Source organism: Paenibacillus sp. FSL M7-1046 (genome assembly GCF_038007405.1).
Lineage (GTDB): Bacteria > Bacillota > Bacilli > Paenibacillales > Paenibacillaceae > Paenibacillus_AQ.
The window spans coordinates 4,641,872-4,660,588 of sequence record NZ_JBBOXB010000001.1; the positions used below are offsets into that span (position 1 = coordinate 4,641,872).

The following is an 18,717-nucleotide window of genomic DNA, read 5'->3' on the forward strand; positions in this document are numbered from 1 at the left end:
AGATGAGGAATGGCGGGGTGGAGAGATGTTTACGCAAAGTGTCGAGAACATCGTAGAAACAGCAGTAGGCAAACGCGACAAAATGAACGAGAGTCTGCCGAGGTATTTTCTGGCTGCATTATTGGCCGGGGCTTACGTTGGGATCGGAATCATTCTTATTTTCTCACTCGGCGCACCGCTAGCGGCGGCCAAATCTCCTTTTCAGCCGCTTGTGATGGGCACCTCCTTCGGGATTGCACTGACACTGGTCGTATTTGCCGGATCTGAGCTGTTTACCGGGAACAATATGTTTTTTACCGTAAGTACACTTGCCGGAAGAACCAGTGTCTGGGATACGGTAAAGAACTGGATTATTGTATTTGTCGGCAATGTTGCCGGTGCGGTCATTCTGGCGCTGCTGATTCAAGGAACGGGCCTGTTCAATGCAGCTCCTGCTGAGCATCTGATCTTTACCGCTGCCGCCAAAAAAATGACACTGCCCTTCTCGGAGCTGTTCTTCCGCGGTATCCTCTGTAACTGGCTGGTCTGTCTGGCCTTGTGGATGTCCTCGCGTGCGAAAAGTGAAGCGGCAAAACTGGTGCTGATCTGGTGGTGTCTGTTCGCCTTTATCGCCAGCGGATATGAGCACAGTGTGGCTAACATGACACTGCTAAGCGTAGCCGTACTGCTGCCGAACCATCCGGAGACCATCAGCATTGCCGGCTGGCTGCATAACATGATTCCTGTTACCCTGGGCAATATCATCGGTGGTGGTGTGTTTGTTGGTATGGCCTATTGGCTGATTTCACCGGTGCGTGCTGCCCGAGGCAAACGTTAAGGTAATGATAAGTTTTGAATAGCAAGCAACTATAACTGTCTTGTGGGTCATAGCCCGCAGGACAGTTTTTTTGTTAAACTGTATCTGCACTGGGACTTTACATTAAGTCATATTGTTATTTTTTACAGGGAGAGATCTGCGATGAAGAGCTTCAATCATTTTGGGGTTTATGGAATTTGTGAACGCGAGGGCAGGCTGCTGGTCATACATAAAGGAAGAGGGGCTTACACCGGAAGATATGATCTTCCCGGGGGAAGGCTGGAGGAGAATGAATCGCTGGCTGATGGCTTGGTCAGAGAATTTGTGGAGGAAACCGGGTTGTCTGTAAAGGTGAGAGACAGTCTGGGCACCTTTGATTTTTTTGTACGCTATCAGGAGAATGACTTTACACATATGCATCACATCGCAGCGCTGTATACTGTGGATATCACGGACCCTCAACATGCTGTTACTATCGGCGTATTCGCGGAGCAGGATTCACTGGGGATGGAGTGGGTGGATCTGGCAGCCATTACGCTGGATTCGGCTTCACCAGTGGCGGTACTTGCAGCGGGTTGGCTAAGCGGAGGCAGCTTATCTCCAGAGGCTGGATATTATGGGGAATGGGAGATGAAAAGAGGCTCCATGTAGTATAGCTTCACAAATGGAACTCTGTCTTAAGGCAATACAAACGGAAAAAAAGACGCCCGCAAGCGTCTTAGACCACTCTATCTTTATTGTGAAGAAAATTTGGGCCCTATATGTTTCATTGAGGAGAATAGAGGGTATTATTACAAGGAAATTAAATACGGCAAATTTCGTTCGGACATAATTCACAGTGGCAGATTTCCTGCAGCATGCCAAGATCTTTAATTACGATCATGCCGTTTTCGTATTCCACAGCGTCTTTCTTGCGAAGGTCGCTTAGCATCCGGTTGACGCTCTCACGGGTAGCGCCGATCATGTTGGACAGATCCGTATGCGTAATTTTTTTGTTGATCAGAATGTTGTCGCCGTTCTTCTCGCCGTAAGTGTTGCCGAGGCGGATCAGCGTAGAACAAAGTGCGCCAGGTTTGCCGTACATCATCAAATCACGGAATTTCGTCTGGGTGAGACGGTGGTGAATGCCCATCCATTTCATAAAGTCGATGGCGAAATCACAGTGCTGGCAGATCAGAATCTCCAGATCCTTCTGCTCAATCACACCAACCTCGCTCTCCTCAATCACTTCTGCGGTGAAGCTGTGCTTCGTGCTGAAGAAAGGGTCTGCTTGGCCTACCATATCACCAGCCTGATACATATAAAGAATAAGTTCCTTACCCTCGTCAGTAGATTTGGTCAGTTTAACACGTCCACGTTTGATATAAAACAATTTATCCGAGTAGTCGCCTTCCCAAAACAAGTGAGATCCTTCAGGGACCATGCGTTCTTTCATTGTGACAAGAAGTCTGTTGAAGTTCTGTTCGGAGAAACAGTTTGTATTCCCGTGGGCTTCGATAACATTATAATGTTCCTTGATCATAATCGACATCCCCTTTATTCCCTCAGTTTTTCAGTAAATTTTAAATTAATTATACCTTGAAATCCCTCATTATGGGTAAAAATTTTCGCCAAAAAGTGTCGAATTTTTAACATTGTGATAATTTTCACTTCAAACGTGTGAGATTTAATATGCTTTTCAGGGCTGCTCAACTTCATTGATCATATCCTAAACTGCAGGATTCCTTCAACTCCGTAAAAATGCACATAACTCCATTACAGGCAGACATTGGCCAAGATTCTCCAGAAAGATACTCTTGAAGTGAGCGTCCGGCGTTTCCTGTGAGCACAGGGGGACGTGTGGATACAACTCGGGAGAAGGAGAAATCAGACATGGCAAAAGTGGCGGATAAATATTTAAAGGTCGATCCATGGGCGATCATTGAAGAGGGGTTTGACCCGGAAAGGAACCGTACCTCGGAATCGATTTTTTCACTGGGCAATGAGTATATGGGTGTGCGTGGTTATGCAGATGAAGGTTATAGCGGTGATTCACTGCCTGGCAGCTATTTTAATGGTCTGAACGAGCAGCAGGAGATTGGTAATCACTATAAGGGTATCATTCGTTCCTTGCGCTACATGGTAAATGCAGTGGACTGGCTGCACACCCGAATTACTGTGGACGGAGAAGTTCTGGATCTTGCAAAAAGCAAGGTTTCGGAGTTCAGCCGCAGACTGGATTATCAGAGCGGGACCTATTGCCGTGAATTCATCTGGCATCTGGAGTGCGGGAAGAATCTAAAAGTAACATTCACCCGGCTGGTCAGCATGACCCTGTCACATCTGGGGCTGCAGCAGGTTACCCTTCAGCCGCTGAATTTCTCAGGGACCGCAGAAGTGTGTGCAGGGCTTGATTTTAACATGATTCATGAGGAACGCGGGAAGAGTATGTGGAGAAGCCTTCGCAGCGGGGTGGAAGACGGCGTCACTGCGATTATGGCGGAAACGCTGACTACCGGCAATAAGCTGTTTAGCAGCTTTGTCCTGCAGTCTTCGCAGGTGATTAATGCTGTGCGGGTAGAACGGGATCGATTTATTGGCCAGCAGTTTACACTGGAGCTGACCCAGGGGAAAGCCGTGCATTACACGAAGCTTGCCGTCAATTGCACGGATAGTGACTCCTCACGGAGCGAAGATAGTCTGTGGGCAGAAGGAATGGAGCTTGCGGTTGCGGCAGGCAGACTAGACGAGCAAGCAGTATTCTCCGAACAAAAGACCTACTGGAGCGGCATCTGGCAGACCAGCGATATCCGCATCGAAGGAGATCCCGAGAACCAGCAGGGCATCCGCTTCTGTATCTTCCAGCTCTACCAGACATATCACGGTGACCATCCCGGCTTTAATATCGGTGCCAAAGGCTTAACGGGCGAGGCTTACCGTGGTCTTGCCTTCTGGGATACCGAGTCCTACTGCCTGCCGTTCTATATGTTCAATAATCCCAAGGCAGCTAAAAGCCTGCTCGAATTCCGCTATAAAACGCTGCCGGAAGCGATGATGCGCGCCAAAGACGTGGACTGCGAGGGAGCCTGTTATCCGATTGCCACGATTGACGGGACGGAGAGCTGCGACCTGTGGCAGCACTCTAATCTGCAGCTTCATGTTGGCACTGCCGTTTCCTACGGCATATGGCATTATGTGAAGAATACGGGCGACCGGGCCTTCCTGTACAGCAAAGGTGCAGAAATGCTGATCCAGATCAGCCGCTTCTATGCGACACGAGGGCAATGGGGACAGCGGAGCGGAGAATACGGCTATTTCGGTGTCATGGGTCCTGATGAGTTTCAATTGATGGTGAACAATAACTGCTATATCAACCTGATGGCCCAAAAATTGTTCGAATACACGCTGGCAACGGTCGCTGAAATGAAAGAGCAGGTACCTGATACGTTCGCCGGAGTGATGGCCAAGACGGGATTGCGTGACGAAGAATTAGCGGACTGGAGCCTTAAAGCGCAGCATATGCGGATTCCGCTGGACTCGAACAGCGGGATCTATGAGGAGCATGACGGATTTTTCGATATGCCGCATATTGATATTCATTCCATACCTGTCACGGATTTTCCGCTTTATGCGAATTGGTCCTATGACCGTCTCTACCGTTACGACATGATCAAGCAGCCTGATGTGCTGATGTTCATGTTCCTGTACAGCGGGCAGTTCTCCAGAGAAGCCAAAGTGGCGAACTATGAATATTACGAACCCAGATGTATCCATGAGTCTTCACTCTCTCCGTCGATCCATTCCATCCTGGCCAGTGAAATCGGCAAACATGAGGAGGCTTATACCTTCTTTGAATTTGCCACCCGGCTTGATCTGGATAATTATAACCGCAACACCCGGGAAGGCCTGCACACCACTTCAATTGCTGCCGCATGGATGAATATTGTATACGGCTTTGGCGGTATGCGTTCTGATGGCGATTGTCTGAGCTTCCAGCCTTATCTTCCGCAGCGCTGGACCTCTTACAGCTTCCAGGTGATGTATGAGGGAGTGCTGCTGCGCATCGAGGTCACGAAGGACGCGGTAAGCTTTAAAGCTGTGGATGGCGGAAGTACGGAGATTGTTGTCTATGGACAACAGTTGAAGGTGGATGCTGCCGGCACAGCGATTCCGCTGGGTGAAGGGATGTTGGCCGGATGAGCTGGACAGTAGCAGAGCATGGCTTCGACATAAGCAAGGTGACGACGAACGGAAACAAATATATGACCGGCAACGGCTATATGGGTTACCGCGGTACGCTGGAGGAATTCACCAAGGAGCAGCTGACAGCTGTAACTCTGGCCGGATTGTACGACAAATCCGGCGAGCAATGGCGAGAGCCGGTGAACGCTCCAAACGGTCTGTTCACCAAGTTGAGCTGCAATGGCCAGCCGCTTGGAGTTCTGGAGGCTGATCCGCTGTCCCATTGTCAGGAGCTGGACTTCCGTAACGCTGTCCATCGGCGGGAGACTGAATACGGGTTCCGCGGCGGCAAGCTGACCTTCACGGCCGAACGGTTTGTCAGCATGGATCAGCTGCATTTACTGGCAGGCAGGCTGACCCTGCACAGCACAGCGGATTGCCGTCTCTATATTGAGACCGGCATCGACGGAGAGGTGTGGGATATTAATGGCCCACATCTCACGGAGAGAAAAGAACAGTTCAAGGCAGGGACAGCCCTCTCCACTGCCATAACCGGAGAGTTGAAACTGCCGGTAGCTGTTGCGGAGAGGGCAGCTTTCACCTTTGATGTTCAGGAAACCGCCGGGGAAGGTGCCATGCGTGTGATCTCTTTTGACGCGAAGGCGGGAGAAACCTACGAATGGTTCAAATATGTTGCGGTTTATACCGGGCTTGATAACGCTGGCGATCCGGCAGCGGCAGCGGAGCAGGAGGTCCTGACCGCGGAAATGGCAGGCTACGAAGAGCTGCTCAAGGCTCACTGCGCGGTTTGGGAGGAGCGGTGGTCACGCTGCGATTGCCGGATTGAAGGTGATGAGGCGGCCCAGTTTGCGCTGAGGTACAGCATTTATCAGCTGCTGATTATTGCACCCGCCGAATCGGAGAAGGTTTCGATTCCGGCGCGGGGGTTATCCGGGCAAGTGTATAAAGGTGCCGTGTTCTGGGACACGGAAATGTTCATGCTGCCTTTTTTTCTGCACAGCGATCCCCGGATTGCCCGCAATCTGATGATGTACCGCATCCATACACTGGATGGAGCGCGCCGCAAGGCAGCGGAATACGGATTTCTTGGCGCTTTTTATGCCTGGGAAAGCCAGGACAGCGGAGACGATGCCTGTACATTATTTAATGTAAATGATATATTTACCGGCCGTCCGATGCGGACTTACTTCCGTGACAAGCAGGTGCATATCAGCGCGGATGTGGTGCACGGGATCTGGCAATACGTAACGTTTACCGGTGATGACAGTCTGCTGGTGGACGGTGGGGCAGAAGTGATCTGGGAATGTGCCCGCTTCTTCTATTCTTATGCCTACTATAACCCGGTCAAAAAACGGTATGAGATCCTCGATGTTACCGGGCCGGACGAATATCATGAGCGGGTGAACAACAACGCTTTTACAAATGCGCTGGTGAAGGAGACACTGGAAATCGCCCTGCGGGTTGTGCAGTTGCTGCAGGACAAATATCCCGGGCATTACCCGGGACTTGCAGCATTGTTTGCGGATGGACCTTTCGTGGCGGAATTTAACGAGATGCTGGAGCATTTTTATGTTCCACAGCCTGATCCGGAGAATCTTGTGATTGAGCAGTTCGACCGTTATTTCAAATTGGAAGAGGTGACACTTTCCGAGCTGAAATCCCGGGTCATCAACAAAAATGAATATTGGGGCGGCGGCAGCGGGCTGGCCACTACCACGACTATTCTGAAACAGGCTGATGTTGTGCTGATGCTGAATCTGTTCAAAGCTTCCTTCTCTAAGGAAGTGAAACAGGCAAACTGGGAATTCTATGAGCCGCGCACCGAGCATGGCTCCAGCCTCAGCCCCTGTATCTACGCATTGGTGGCCGCCGACATCGGCTCGCCTGATTGGGGATATCCGTATTTCATGCGTACAGCCACGGTTGATCTTACCGGGGAGTCGAAGCAATATGTCGGTGACCTCTACATCGGGGGAACCCATCCGGCCGCGAACGGCGGCGCCTGGATGGCTGCAGTACTCGGCTTTGCAGGGGTACAGTTTGACGGTGAAGTGCTGCACCTAAATCCTGCGCTGCCGGGACCGTGGCAGTCTGTGGAATTGCCTGTGATTCTGCGAGGAGGACTCTTCAGACTGCGGATCAGCCGAAATGAAGTGGCAGTCACTGCGGCTGCGGACAACCGCGAGCCATTGGCCATCAGCGCATTTGGCGGCGGGTGCGTGTTGTGTCTGCCGGGCGCCAAACTCCGTCTCTTGAATAGCGTAGCCGCCAGTGAGTAGGAGAGGACGGGCAAGGAAAGTTCATTAGAGAGGAAAGAAAATAAATGCTGGAACATATGAAAGGCGCAATCTTTGATCTCGACGGTGTGATTGTGGATACGGCCAAATATCATTTTTTGGCCTGGCGTTCACTTGCCGAGGAGCTTGGCTTCGTGTTTACAGAGGAACACAATGAACGGCTTAAGGGGGTGAGCCGGACGAGATCGCTGGACATTCTGCTGGAAATCGGCGGCATGGAATTCAGTGAAGCGGAGAAGCTTGCCATGGCAGACAAGAAAAACCGCCTGTATGTAGAGTACATCTCCGGTCTGAATGAATCTGCACTGCTGCCCGGCGTTAAGGGATACTTGAACAGCCTGAGAGCGCGTGGTGTGGCTATTGCCCTCGGTTCAGCCAGCAAAAATGCTGCGTTCATTCTGGATAAGCTGAACATTGCCGGATTATTTGATGCGGTTGTTGACGGCAACAAGGTAACCCTTGCCAAGCCGGACCCGGAAGTATTTCAAACTGCCTGCAAGGAGCTTGGTTTGCAGCCCGGCGAGTGCGTGGTGTTCGAGGATGCAGAGGCTGGCGTTGCAGCAGGCAAAGCGGCAGGGATGCTGGTTGTCGGTATCGGTAAACCGGAGGTGTTGAAGGAAGCTGATCTGGTGGTTGCCGGATTGCATGAACTGTAAGGCCTTGATAGACTAATGATAGAAGAGGATAAATTATCCTCCGTCTCATTATTCTATTATAGAAGGAAAGTATGAGGGATGCAGATGGAAACGTTGTTGTTATGGCCGGAGGGAGCTCCGGGAGCTCTGGGAAGTAGCGATGAGGACAGTCCGGCGATTACGCCGTATCTGGTAGAAGGAAAGCACAATGCTGCGGTATTGATATGCCCGGGTGGCGGCTACGGCATGCGGGCATATCATGAAGGGGAGCCGATAGCCGAGTGGCTGAATACACTGGGAATCTCAGCCTTTGTACTGCGCTATCGTGTGGCGCCATATCAATATCCAAGCGCGCTGCAAGACGCCCAAAGAGCACTGCGCACAATCCGCTTCCGTGCTGGCGAATACGGAATTGATCCCGGCAAACTTGGAATCCTGGGCTTCTCTGCCGGCGGACATCTCGCTTCGACCACTGGAGTCTCGTTTGACCGGGAAAATGCCGGGGCGGCCGAATCTCTGGACCGTCAGTCCAGCCGCCCGGACTTCATGATCCTGTGTTACCCGGTGATCACTATGTACGCCGCGGCAGCTCATGAAGGCTCCAGAACCAATCTGCTCGGGGAGACTGCGGAGGAGGAGCTGGTCAAGCTGCTCAGCAGTGAACTGCAAGTAACAGCGGACACTCCGCCAACCTTCCTCTGGCACACCTCAGATGACGGTTCAGTACCTGTGGCGAACAGCCTGCTGTTCGCCGCCGAATTAGAACGTCATCATATTCCGTTCGATCTGCATGTATACGCGCACGGGAGACATGGGCTCGGCCTGGCGGATGAAGAACCTCATACCCGCACTTGGACAGAGGCATGCGCTTCCTGGCTGCAACTGAACGGCTATGCCAAACAGCGCTAATATTTAGCTATAAGGAAATGCAAGGGAACTGTCCTGTGACAGTTCCTTTTTTGCCTGCCCACCGGAGAAATTGCATACAAATGCCCATAATAAACTTTAAAATAAACATATGTAAGCGCTTATTCATTTGATATATTATTGAAACTGGAGGTGTATCCAGATGTTGTCTGCACTTATGAAGCCGCTCGTCAGGCTGAACGTCAAGCAGCAGCTGATCCTGCTGTTTCTGATTATGGTCTCACCTATACTGATCCTGAACAGCTACGGAAATTACAAGGCGGAGGAGATTTTGAAGCGGCATGTCACCAATGCTTATGTAGAGCTGAATAAACAGAATTTTGCAATCATTAACAGGGACATTGATACAGTAAACAAAATCACTACGACGGTCATCCAGAACCCGATCCTGCAGCAGCTGAACATGCAAGGTGATGATACGGTATTGGAGCGGGTCGAACGTTATGAAACGATTGAAAAGCTCCTGGGGAGTTATTCACAGGGAGCCGAACACGGCGACGGAATCTTTTACTCTCTCTATGTGTACGATCCGGATAACTATTATTTTTTCGCACCTAACTTCCCGCAGGTGAAGAAAGCAGGCGTTTATTTTTTCTCCACAGGTGAGGAGCCGTATTGGTTCGATCAGGTGGTGCATGAGAAGGGCCGGGGGTATCTCATGTTTACGGAAAGACTCAGTCCGCAGGCCGAAAATATGAAGACACTCACCTACGTCAGAGCGGTCAACAACATTTACAGGGGAACAGGGACGATAGGCGTGCTGGTGGTGACCAAGATGGAATCCAAGATCGGCGAATCACTGAAATCCATCTCTCTGCCTGACGGAGAAATTTACTTAACGGATATGAGCAACCGTGTGCTGGCGTCCACTACAAATTCCACCGGTGAAGTGATTAAGCTGCCGGAGGGGGCAGAGAGCGGGGATCCCGAAGGGACGCGGGATGTGATTACAGATGATTTCATTTATGTTGTGAACAATAATCATATGCTGGGGCAGAAGCTGGTTTATAAGGTTCCGGTAAAAGCGCTGCTGCAGCAGCAGAATGAAATGAAGCAGGTCATTCAATACATAACGGTCGCTTATGCGCTATTCGGGATTATCATCATCACCTATTTTTGGCGCTCCCTAATGACACCGCTGCAGAAGCTGGCCTTTTTCGTCCGGAAATTTGAACCGGGGAACCGTGTGCCCGAAACGCCCAGAAGAGGGACCAACGACGAAGTCAGCGTCCTGATCTCCTCGACCTATGATATGGCCCGCAGGTTAAACGGCTTGATTATGTATAAATACCAAATGGAGCTGAAGCAGAAAGAATCCCAGCTGCAGCTGCTTTATCAGCAGATCAACCCACATTTGTTGTATAACACGCTGGAGAGCATCTACTGGAAAAGCTCGCTGGAAGGTAACGTGGAATCGGCGGAAATGATCAAGGAACTATCCAAGCTGATGAAAATCAGCCTGAGCCGGGGCAGGGAACTGATTACGCTGGAAGAAGAACTGGAGCATGCCAGTGCCTATATCAAACTGCAGCAGCACCGCTATGATTATGTTTTTGCTGTCATCTGGAGAATAGAGCCGGACACCAAAAGCAATCTGATTCCCAAGATCACTTTACAGCCATTGATTGAGAATGCCATCATACACGGTGTCAAAAACATGGATGAGGACGGAGAGATTATCATCAGCGCAAGCGCGCAGGATGACGTCATCCATATCACAATTGAAGACAACGGATATAAGCAGGCCGACTATGAGGCGATTAGGCAGGTGCTGAACGATGAGAGCCCGAACCCTGCCAGCGGCTATGGCATCCGCAATATTAATCAACGCGTGCATTTGCATTTTGGTCCTGATTATGGAATCAGTTATGCGCCGCGCCGGGAGGGCGGGACGGTAGTGACCGTCAAGCTTCCGAAGTCGGAGAATCAGGAATAGAGAGGAGAATCTGCATATGTTCAATATTTTGGTTGTGGACGATGAACCGCTCATTTGCAAAGGACTTAGCAGCCTGCTTGCTTCCTCTGGGCTGGATATCGGCCATATCTATACCGCGAACAGCGGTTTTGAGGCGCTGGATTGCGTTCGCATGGAAGAGATTGATCTGCTTGTTACCGATATCCAGATGGGAGCGATGAGCGGCATTGAACTGATGCAGCATGCGAAGCTGGCGAAACCCTGGGTGCAGACCATCGTCATTTCCGCCCATGAAACCTTTCAATATGCTCAAATGGCCGTAAGGCTGGGAGCTAAGGATTATTTGATTAAACCGCTGAACAGTGAGCAGTTTCTCGACTCGGTACGCAATGTGCTGCTCAAGATGGATAAGCCATCACCGGAGCTGGCGACTTTAATGAGCGGTATCGGCGAAAGCTTCCGGCTTGAGGAGCCGCTTCCGGCATACAGTCAGCTATTGAATGCGTTGCTGGCTGATCCGGGCGTTGTGATAGGCGATGAGGAAGGGATGCGCAAGCTGGATGAACTGCAGCTGAAGGGGCCTTATTTCTCGTTAATCAAGCTCAAGCTTCCGGGAGTAGGTCTGGGCAAGAAGTACAATGCCCGCGATAACGGCTTGCTGCGTTACGGTGTGCTTAACATCGCCAAAGAGCTGCTGGATCAGGAGTGGAGCTCCATTGCTTTTTATTCTCCCGGGGAAGAAATTACCGTTATCATCCAGTGGGATGAGAAAAGCTATGAGGAATCGGCGGCAGGCCAGGTAGGCAGGCTGGATATGCTCGGCCGCAGTCTGCATTTTAATATCCATAAATACCTGCATCTGAACGTGGTGATCGGGATCAGTCAGATTCTCAAGGGATTGTCGTTCATGGAGGTGCTGAACCGTCAGGCTTCCAAGGCTATTCTGTGGAACAAGGAACATAACGATCATTATGTGTTTTACTACGGAGATTTCAATTGGAACAATTATACCGCCGACCCCTCTGCAGAGGAGCTGCATACACGCAGCAATCTGATCGTACAGAAGGCCAAGGAATACATCGACGAGAATTACGCCCAGAAGGGCTTGACCATTCACGAGGTAGCTAAAAAAAATCATGTCAGCCCCAATTATTTAAGCTATCTGTTCAAAAAAAATACGGGCCACAACCTGTGGGAATATGTTATTAAGCTGCGGATGGAGGACAGCCGGGAGATGATTCTGCATACGGACCTGCGCCGTTATGAGATTGCCGAGCGGGTCGGCTACGAGTCACCGGAGCATTTCAGCAAGATTTTCAAAAAATATTATGGAATCAGCCCCAGTGAATTGAAGAAGTAAGAACGCTCACTACTTCGGTAGATATAGACATGTTCAGCCTCCCCCGCCTTTCCTACAATTAAGGTAGGAAGCACTTTGTCAAAGTGCTGAAGACGAAAGGAATGAGGGAGCAAGATGAACCAGACCGCTGCGTTACACGAGGAGCTGCCGGCGAAGCTCGAGAACAAACCGTACAAACAGAATCGCTGGAAAAAAAACTTTTGGGGCTATATGTTCCTTCTGCCAGCAATCATCATCTTTATCATGTTTATGTGGGTGCCTATTTTTAAAGGTTTTTTGTACAGCTTCTATACTGTAGATTTCGTTAAAGGCAATACCTTTGTCGGCATGGACAATTATGCGAGAGCCCTCACGGACCCCGATGTTCTGATTGCTGTCAAAAATACAGTCTACTATATGGGACTCTGTCTGGTTATAGGCTTTTGGGTACCGATCGCTTTTGCTATCGCTATCTCGGAACTGAGAAAATTCGGCGGTTTTGTACGCGTTGCGGCTTATCTGCCTTATGTTATGCCGGCCGTAGTGCTCTATGGGCTGTGGAGATGGCTGTATGATCCCGTAGGCCCGATCAATGCCTTGCTGGGCACGATGGGTGCAGACCAGATCCCGTTTCTGACGGACAGCAGGTGGTCGATGATCTCACTGGTGTTCATGGAAACCTGGCAGCAGTTCGGCTCCGGGATGCTGATTTATCTGGCAGCCGTGCTCAGTATTCCACGCGACTGGTATGAAGCTGCGGAAATTGACGGTGCCGGTGTCTGGGCCCGTATCCGCCATATCACACTTCCTTCACTGCGCAATCTGATTATCCTGATGCTGATCCTGCAGGTCATCGCGACTTCCCAGGGATACCAATCACAGCTGGCATTGCTTGACGGCGGACCCAATAAGACGACGCTGACCTATGCGCTGCTAATTGTGAAGTATGCATTTACCAGACTGGATTATGGAACCGCGACTGCACTGGGCATGCTGATGTTTGTTGTCCTCGGCGGTTTGGGCATTTTACAGTTCAAGCTGAATAAGGAGGACAACTAAGATGAAGAGCGCTGAGAGAGGGATTCTTTCCGAACATGATTTGAAGAAAACAAGCAACAAAATCGTCTATGGAATTATGGTGTTTTTCATTCTGATTATGATCTTTACCATGCTGTATCCCATCCTGATGACGATGTTCAACGGCCTGAAATCCAATCAGGAGGTCAACTCGTTCCCGCCGCATTTTTTCCCCCAGGAATGGCATTTCGCCAACCTGAAAGATGCGCTGGATTACATTGACCTGCTGAAATTCCTCAGGAACACGATTTATATTTTTGTCGGGAATATGATTATGACCCTGGTCGTGCTCGGTCTTGCTTCTTTCAGTATTTCGCGGATGAATGTTCCGTTCAAGAGAGTTTTCTATTTCTTCTTCCTGATGACACTGTTTATTCCGGCGACCAGCTATATGATCCCGAACTTTGTCAATCTTAAGGAACTCGGACTCTTGAACCAGTATGCAGCTTTCTGGCTTCCTGCCGGGGCGAATACGTTTTATTTCCTGCTCTTGAAGAACTTTTTTGACGGGCTCCATCCTGAGATTTTTGAAGCTGCGCGGATTGACGGTGCCTCGGAACCGCGAAGCTTCTTCTCAATCGCCGTACCACTGTCCATTCCAATCTTCGCCACACTGGCGATCTTTATCTTCTCGACAGCCTGGAATGACTGGTTCTGGCCATCGCTCGTCATGCATAGCGAGGACAAATATACACTTGCGACATCGATCTATAAATATGTGATCAACGTCAAGGCGCTCAATACTAATATCAAGTTCGCTATTCTTTTTCTAGTCTCGCTGCCGCCAATTTTGGTCTTCCTGATTTTTCAGAGATTCATTATGCGCGGGGTGGCGCTGTCAGCGGTTAAGGGCTGAATCAGAATATGACTTCTTCTATGCAGAGATCGTAAACATGCACACATAAGGAATATAAATACACCTCGTTTGTAAGCGATTTCTCTTTTATGATGATTTTGTTAGCTAATTATGAATTGAAAAGGGGAGTTTCAATGCGTAAAAATTCCAGCGTATTAGCCTGTCTCCTTGTGACCGGCTCGTTGTTATCCGCCTGCGGCAACAATAACAACAACGGAAATGCACAGGGGAATAAGGGAGGGGAAGCTTCACCAGCAGCTACTGCTGAGACAGCGGATAAAACTGCTGCTCCAACGGATGCGCCCGTGGATGATATCACTCAGAGAAAAGTAACGATCAAAATTCACTATCCTACACCTGACTTGACAGAAATGAGGGCACAGGAAGATGACCGGATCAAACGCTTCCAGGCAGAGTATCCGAATGTGGAGATCGTTAAAGACGACTGGCAGTACAACGTAAGTGAAATCGGCGTGAAGATGGCTGCGAATGAAGCGCCGACCTTCTTCAACACTTATGCTACAGAAGCCAAATTCCTGATTGAAAAAGGCTGGGTTGCCGATATTACCGATCTTTGGAACAAATATGAATACAAGGATCAGATCAATCCGGTGCTGCAGAACCAGTTCATTATTGACGGTAAAGTCTACGGGGTCACACAGAAGGGTTATGTTACCACGACAATGATCAATAAAAAAATGCTGGATGACAAAGGTGTAGCGGTGCCTGCAATGGATTGGACCTGGGATGATATGCTGAATACAGCCAAAGGTGTAGCAGATGCCAAAAAAGGCATTTCCGGTATCGCACCTATGGGTAAAGGCAATGAAGCAGGCTGGAACTGGACCAACTTCCTGTTCGAAGCGGGCGGAGAAATTCAAAAAGTTGAAGGAGGCAAGGTTGTTGCAACCTTCAATTCCGATGCAGGTGTGAAAGCGCTGGACTTCTACAAGAAGCTGAGATGGGAAGCGGAAGCAATTCCTCAGGATTGGGCACTTGGCTGGGGTGATGCTGTAGGCGCATTCCAACAAGGACGTACGGCCATGGTAATGGCGGGTTCCGACGGAGTTATTGAGCAAGCGCTGAATCAAGGCGGATTGAAGCCTGCAGATGTGCTGACCTATCCGATGCCTGCTTTTGAAAAAGGCGGCAAGCATACTGGAGTACTTGGCGGAGACTATCTGGTCATCAATCCTAACGCTACAAAAGACGAGCAGGAGATGGCGTTCCGTTACATTACCTTTGATTATTTCTCCGATAAAGGTCTCGATGCGCTCGACGCTATTCTGCAGCAGCGTAAAGCGGACGGCAAATACTTCATCCCGCCGCTTCTGGACTACTATGCTGCAGATTCCGAGTTCGGCAAGAAGACCAAAGCGGTATATGACAAGTATTCCGATATCGTGTACCAATATAACCCGGATATTATGGCCCTCTTGGACGGCAAACCGGAAGCACAGTACAATACTCAAGATTACTATGCAACCCTGTCCAATGTGATTCAGGAGCTGTTCTCCAAAAAAGGCACCGACTCCAAAGCACAGCTTGATGCTGCTGCCAAAACTGTGCAGGAGAAATTCTTTGATACTATTAAAGTAGAGTAGGGAATTTATAATTTAGTAATTTTTATAAATGAAATGTAAAAAGCGGAAGAGGCAGGGGACGTTGTTCCCTGTCTTTTTGCTGTAAATAGTTCTTCAAAGGTTAGGTGAGGGAAGAGGCGATCAAGGATGTGGCGGGAGGAATAAGATAAAGAAATATAGATGTAAATACCAATAAATAGCAAAGCAATGCTTTGTAGACCCCTGTAACAGGTTCATACGGTTAGAGTCCTTATTTTAGTGTTCGCAGATTGGACAAATATAAACGAAATTTACCATATAAAATGGAAATAATACCTGAATATGATTAAATGAAAGCGCTTTGAAAACAAATCAAAAAAAACTTTATACTTTGTGAAAGATTTCACTTTAAATATTGAAGAGGATGTGATAAGATAAATGTGTAGAGAAAAACAACCTAAAAATTGACAGGAGGACGAGGGAGATGGCAGTTAAAAACGAAGTCGCCGCCCAAGTGAAACAAACCACCGCTGAAGAGTATATTCAGATTTTGGTGGATAAAGCAAAGAAAGCTCAAGAAGCGTATATGGCGCTGGATCAAGAGCAAGTTAACACAATCGTTCATGCAATGGCATTGGCTGGGCTCGACAAGCATATGTACCTGGCAAAATTGGCTGTAGAAGAAACAGGACGCGGTGTATACGAAGACAAAATTACGAAGAACATCTTCTCAACAGAATATATCTGGCACGGAATTAAATACGACAAAACAGTAGGCGTCGTTGAAGATAATAAATATGACAGCTTCCAAAAAATTGCCGAGCCGGTCGGAATCGTAATGGGTATCACACCGGTAACCAACCCAACATCCACCACGATGTTTAAAGCACTGATTGCCGCTAAGACACGTAATCCTATTATATTCGGTTTCCATCCATCAGCGCAAGAGTGTAGTGCCGCAGCAGCAAGAATTCTTCATGATGCAGCTGTGAAAGCAGGCGCTCCTGAGAACTGTATCCAGTGGATTGAGCTTCCGACAATGGACAAAACAAACGCATTGATGAACAATCCGGACGTCGCTCTTATCCTGGCAACAGGCGGATCTGCAATGGTTAAAGCGGCATACAGCTGCGGTAAACCGGCTCTCGGCGTAGGCCCTGGTAACGTACCTGCCTTCATTGAGAAAAGTGCTGATATCGACCAAGCGGTTACTGACATTATTCTTTCCAAGACTTTTGACAATGGTATGATTTGCGCTTCTGAGCAGGCTGTTATTATTGAAGAAGCAATTTTTGACCAAGTGAAAAAGAAAATGATCGCAAATGGCTGCTACTTTGTGAATAAAGAAGAAGCTGCTAAGCTGACTAACGGCGCAATGAATGTAGAAAAATGTGCGGTTAACCCGGCAATCGTAGGTCAATCCGCTGTGAAGATCGCTGAAATGTGCGGTATTCAGGTTCCTGCCGGAACGAAGATTCTGGTAGCTGAACTCGAAGGCGTAGGCACCAAGTACCCGCTGTCCGCTGAGAAACTTAGCCCGGTTCTGGCTTGCTACAAGGTTAAGAACGCTGACCAAGGGATTGAACGCGCAGCTCAAGTTGTTGAATTCGGCGGCATGGGACACAGCTCGGCTATCCATTCCAACAATGAAGAAGTTATCATGAAGTTCTCGAACCGTCTGCAAACTGGACGTATTCTTGTTAACTCGCCTTCAACACATGGCGCCATCGGCGACATTTACAATACTAATATCGCTTCGCTGACTCTGGGCTGCGGATCTTATGGACGCAACTCGGTATCGCAAAACGTAACTGCCATCAATCTGATCAATGTGAAAAGGGTGAACCGTCGTACCGTGAATATGCAATGGTTTAAGGTGCCTGATAAGATTTATTTCGAAAAGGGATCCACTCAATACCTGGCCAAAATGCCTGATATTACCCGCGTAGCAATTATCACTGACCCTATGATGGTTAAACTGGGTTATGTAGAAAGAGTGGAGCATTACCTGCGTCAACGCCAGACTCCTGTAGCGATCGAAGTGTTCTCGGAAGTTGAACCGGATCCATCGACAACTACCGTGGAAAAAGGTACAGCTATGATGAACAGATTCCAACCGGACTGCATCATCGCACTCGGCGGCGGTTCCCCAATGGATGCTGCAAAAGGAATGTGGCTGTTCTATGAACACCCGGATGCTGACTTTAACGGTCTGAAACAAAAGTTCATGGATATCCGCAAACGGGTATACAAATTCCCTAAGCTCGGCAACAAAGCTAAATTTGTAGCTATTCCAACAACATCGGGTACAGGTTCGGAAGTAACCTCTTTCGCGGTTATTACTGACAAAACTACTGCAAATAATACTAAATATCCGCTTGCAGACTATGAGCTGACTCCGGACGTAGCGATCATCGACCCTGAGTTTGTATATAGCTTGCCTAAGACTGCTGTTGCCGATACAGGTATGGACGTATTGACACATGCGATTGAAGCTTATGTTTCTGTTATGGCAAGTGACTACTCCGATGGTCTGGCTATCAAAGCCATCCAGCTGGTATTCCAATACCTGGAGAAATCCGCACTTGAAGGCGACAAACTTGCCCGCGAAAAAATGCACAACGCATCGACGCTGGCTGGTATGGCATTTGCCAATGCATTCCTGGGCATCAACCACAGCTTGGCGCACAAATGGGGCGGTCAATACCACACGGCTCATGGACGTACCAATGCCATCCTGATGCCGCACGTTATCCGTTACAATGCCAAGAAACCAACGAAGTTTGCTTCGTTCCCTAAATATTCGCACTTTGTAGCTGACGAACGTTATGCTGAAATCGCCCGTATTCTGGGATTGCCTGCACGCACTACCGAAGAAGGCGTAACCAGCCTGATCAATGCAATCCGCGACATGAACAAAAAATTGGGCATTGAAGAGTCGTTCCAACAACTCGGCTTTGATCCTAAGGATTTCGAATCCCGCGTAGACTATCTGGCTGACCGTGCATTTGAAGACCAATGTACTACTGCCAACCCTAAACTGCCGCTGGTTACTGAACTTGCTGATGTATACCGCAACGCATTCTACGGAAGATTCGACAACTAATTGGTGATTGCTTAGCAAAGAATAA

Annotated in this window: 13 protein-coding genes; 12 read left to right on the forward strand and 1 reads right to left on the reverse strand. The window is 49.0% G+C overall.

The window, feature by feature from the left end; genetic code table 11:
* Positions 1 to 25: 25 nt before the first annotated feature.
* Positions 26 to 817 (forward strand): formate/nitrite transporter family protein, encoded by a 792-nt coding sequence (locus NYE29_RS20425; RefSeq protein ID WP_340897269.1) that lies wholly within the window; start codon positions 26 to 28, stop codon positions 815 to 817.
* A gap of 141 nt (positions 818 to 958) precedes the next feature.
* Positions 959 to 1,447 (forward strand): NUDIX hydrolase, encoded by a 489-nt coding sequence (locus NYE29_RS20430; protein ID WP_340897271.1) that lies wholly within the window; start codon positions 959 to 961, stop codon positions 1,445 to 1,447.
* 151 nt (positions 1,448 to 1,598) lie between these two features.
* Here NYE29_RS20430 and NYE29_RS20435 read toward each other — a convergent pair whose 3' ends face one another.
* Complete coding sequence (locus tag NYE29_RS20435; protein ID WP_379140765.1) at positions 1,599 to 2,318, reverse strand: Crp/Fnr family transcriptional regulator; 720 nt, start codon at positions 2,316 to 2,318, stop codon at positions 1,599 to 1,601.
* Between the two features lie 350 nt (positions 2,319 to 2,668).
* On the opposite strand from NYE29_RS20435, the gene NYE29_RS20440 reads away from it, so the two are divergent.
* The 10 genes from NYE29_RS20440 (at position 2,669) to adhE (ending at position 18,692) form a co-directional block, all read left to right on the forward strand.
* Positions 2,669 to 4,975 (forward strand): glycoside hydrolase family 65 protein, encoded by a 2,307-nt coding sequence (locus NYE29_RS20440; RefSeq protein ID WP_340897272.1) that lies wholly within the window; start codon positions 2,669 to 2,671, stop codon positions 4,973 to 4,975.
* A complete protein-coding gene (locus NYE29_RS20445) occupies positions 4,972 to 7,257 on the forward strand; it encodes a glycosyl hydrolase family 65 protein (protein WP_340897273.1) in 2,286 nt (761 codons plus the stop codon). Before NYE29_RS20440 ends, NYE29_RS20445 begins: the two co-directional genes overlap by 4 nt.
* A 44-nt stretch (positions 7,258 to 7,301) precedes the next feature.
* Entirely contained in the window at positions 7,302 to 7,931 is a 630-nt protein-coding gene (pgmB, locus tag NYE29_RS20450) for a beta-phosphoglucomutase (protein WP_340897275.1), read from the forward strand.
* An 84-nt stretch (positions 7,932 to 8,015) separates the two neighbouring features.
* On the forward strand, positions 8,016 to 8,819 hold the full coding sequence (locus NYE29_RS20455) for an alpha/beta hydrolase (RefSeq protein ID WP_076109006.1): 804 nt from the start codon (positions 8,016 to 8,018) through the stop codon (positions 8,817 to 8,819).
* Between the two features lie 160 nt (positions 8,820 to 8,979).
* Positions 8,980 to 10,773 (forward strand): cache domain-containing sensor histidine kinase, encoded by a 1,794-nt coding sequence (locus tag NYE29_RS20460; protein ID WP_076108854.1) that lies wholly within the window; start codon positions 8,980 to 8,982, stop codon positions 10,771 to 10,773.
* 16 nt (positions 10,774 to 10,789) lie between these two features.
* Positions 10,790 to 12,112, forward strand: a complete 1,323-nt coding sequence (locus NYE29_RS20465; RefSeq protein ID WP_340897278.1) for a response regulator — start codon at positions 10,790 to 10,792, stop codon at positions 12,110 to 12,112.
* A 114-nt stretch (positions 12,113 to 12,226) separates the two neighbouring features.
* Complete coding sequence (locus NYE29_RS20470) at positions 12,227 to 13,150, forward strand: carbohydrate ABC transporter permease (RefSeq protein WP_038594970.1); 924 nt, start codon at positions 12,227 to 12,229, stop codon at positions 13,148 to 13,150.
* A 1-nt stretch (position 13,151) separates the two neighbouring features.
* Positions 13,152 to 14,024: a carbohydrate ABC transporter permease gene (locus NYE29_RS20475; RefSeq protein ID WP_038594969.1), complete on the forward strand. Its 873-nt coding sequence runs from the start codon at positions 13,152 to 13,154 to the stop codon at positions 14,022 to 14,024.
* Positions 14,025 to 14,158: 134 nt separating this feature from the next.
* On the forward strand, positions 14,159 to 15,628 hold the full coding sequence (locus NYE29_RS20480) for an ABC transporter substrate-binding protein (RefSeq protein WP_340897280.1): 1,470 nt from the start codon (positions 14,159 to 14,161) through the stop codon (positions 15,626 to 15,628).
* A gap of 442 nt (positions 15,629 to 16,070) precedes the next feature.
* A complete protein-coding gene (gene adhE, locus NYE29_RS20485; protein ID WP_340897282.1) occupies positions 16,071 to 18,692 on the forward strand; it encodes a bifunctional acetaldehyde-CoA/alcohol dehydrogenase in 2,622 nt (873 codons plus the stop codon).
* Positions 18,693 to 18,717: the final 25 nt, after the last annotated feature.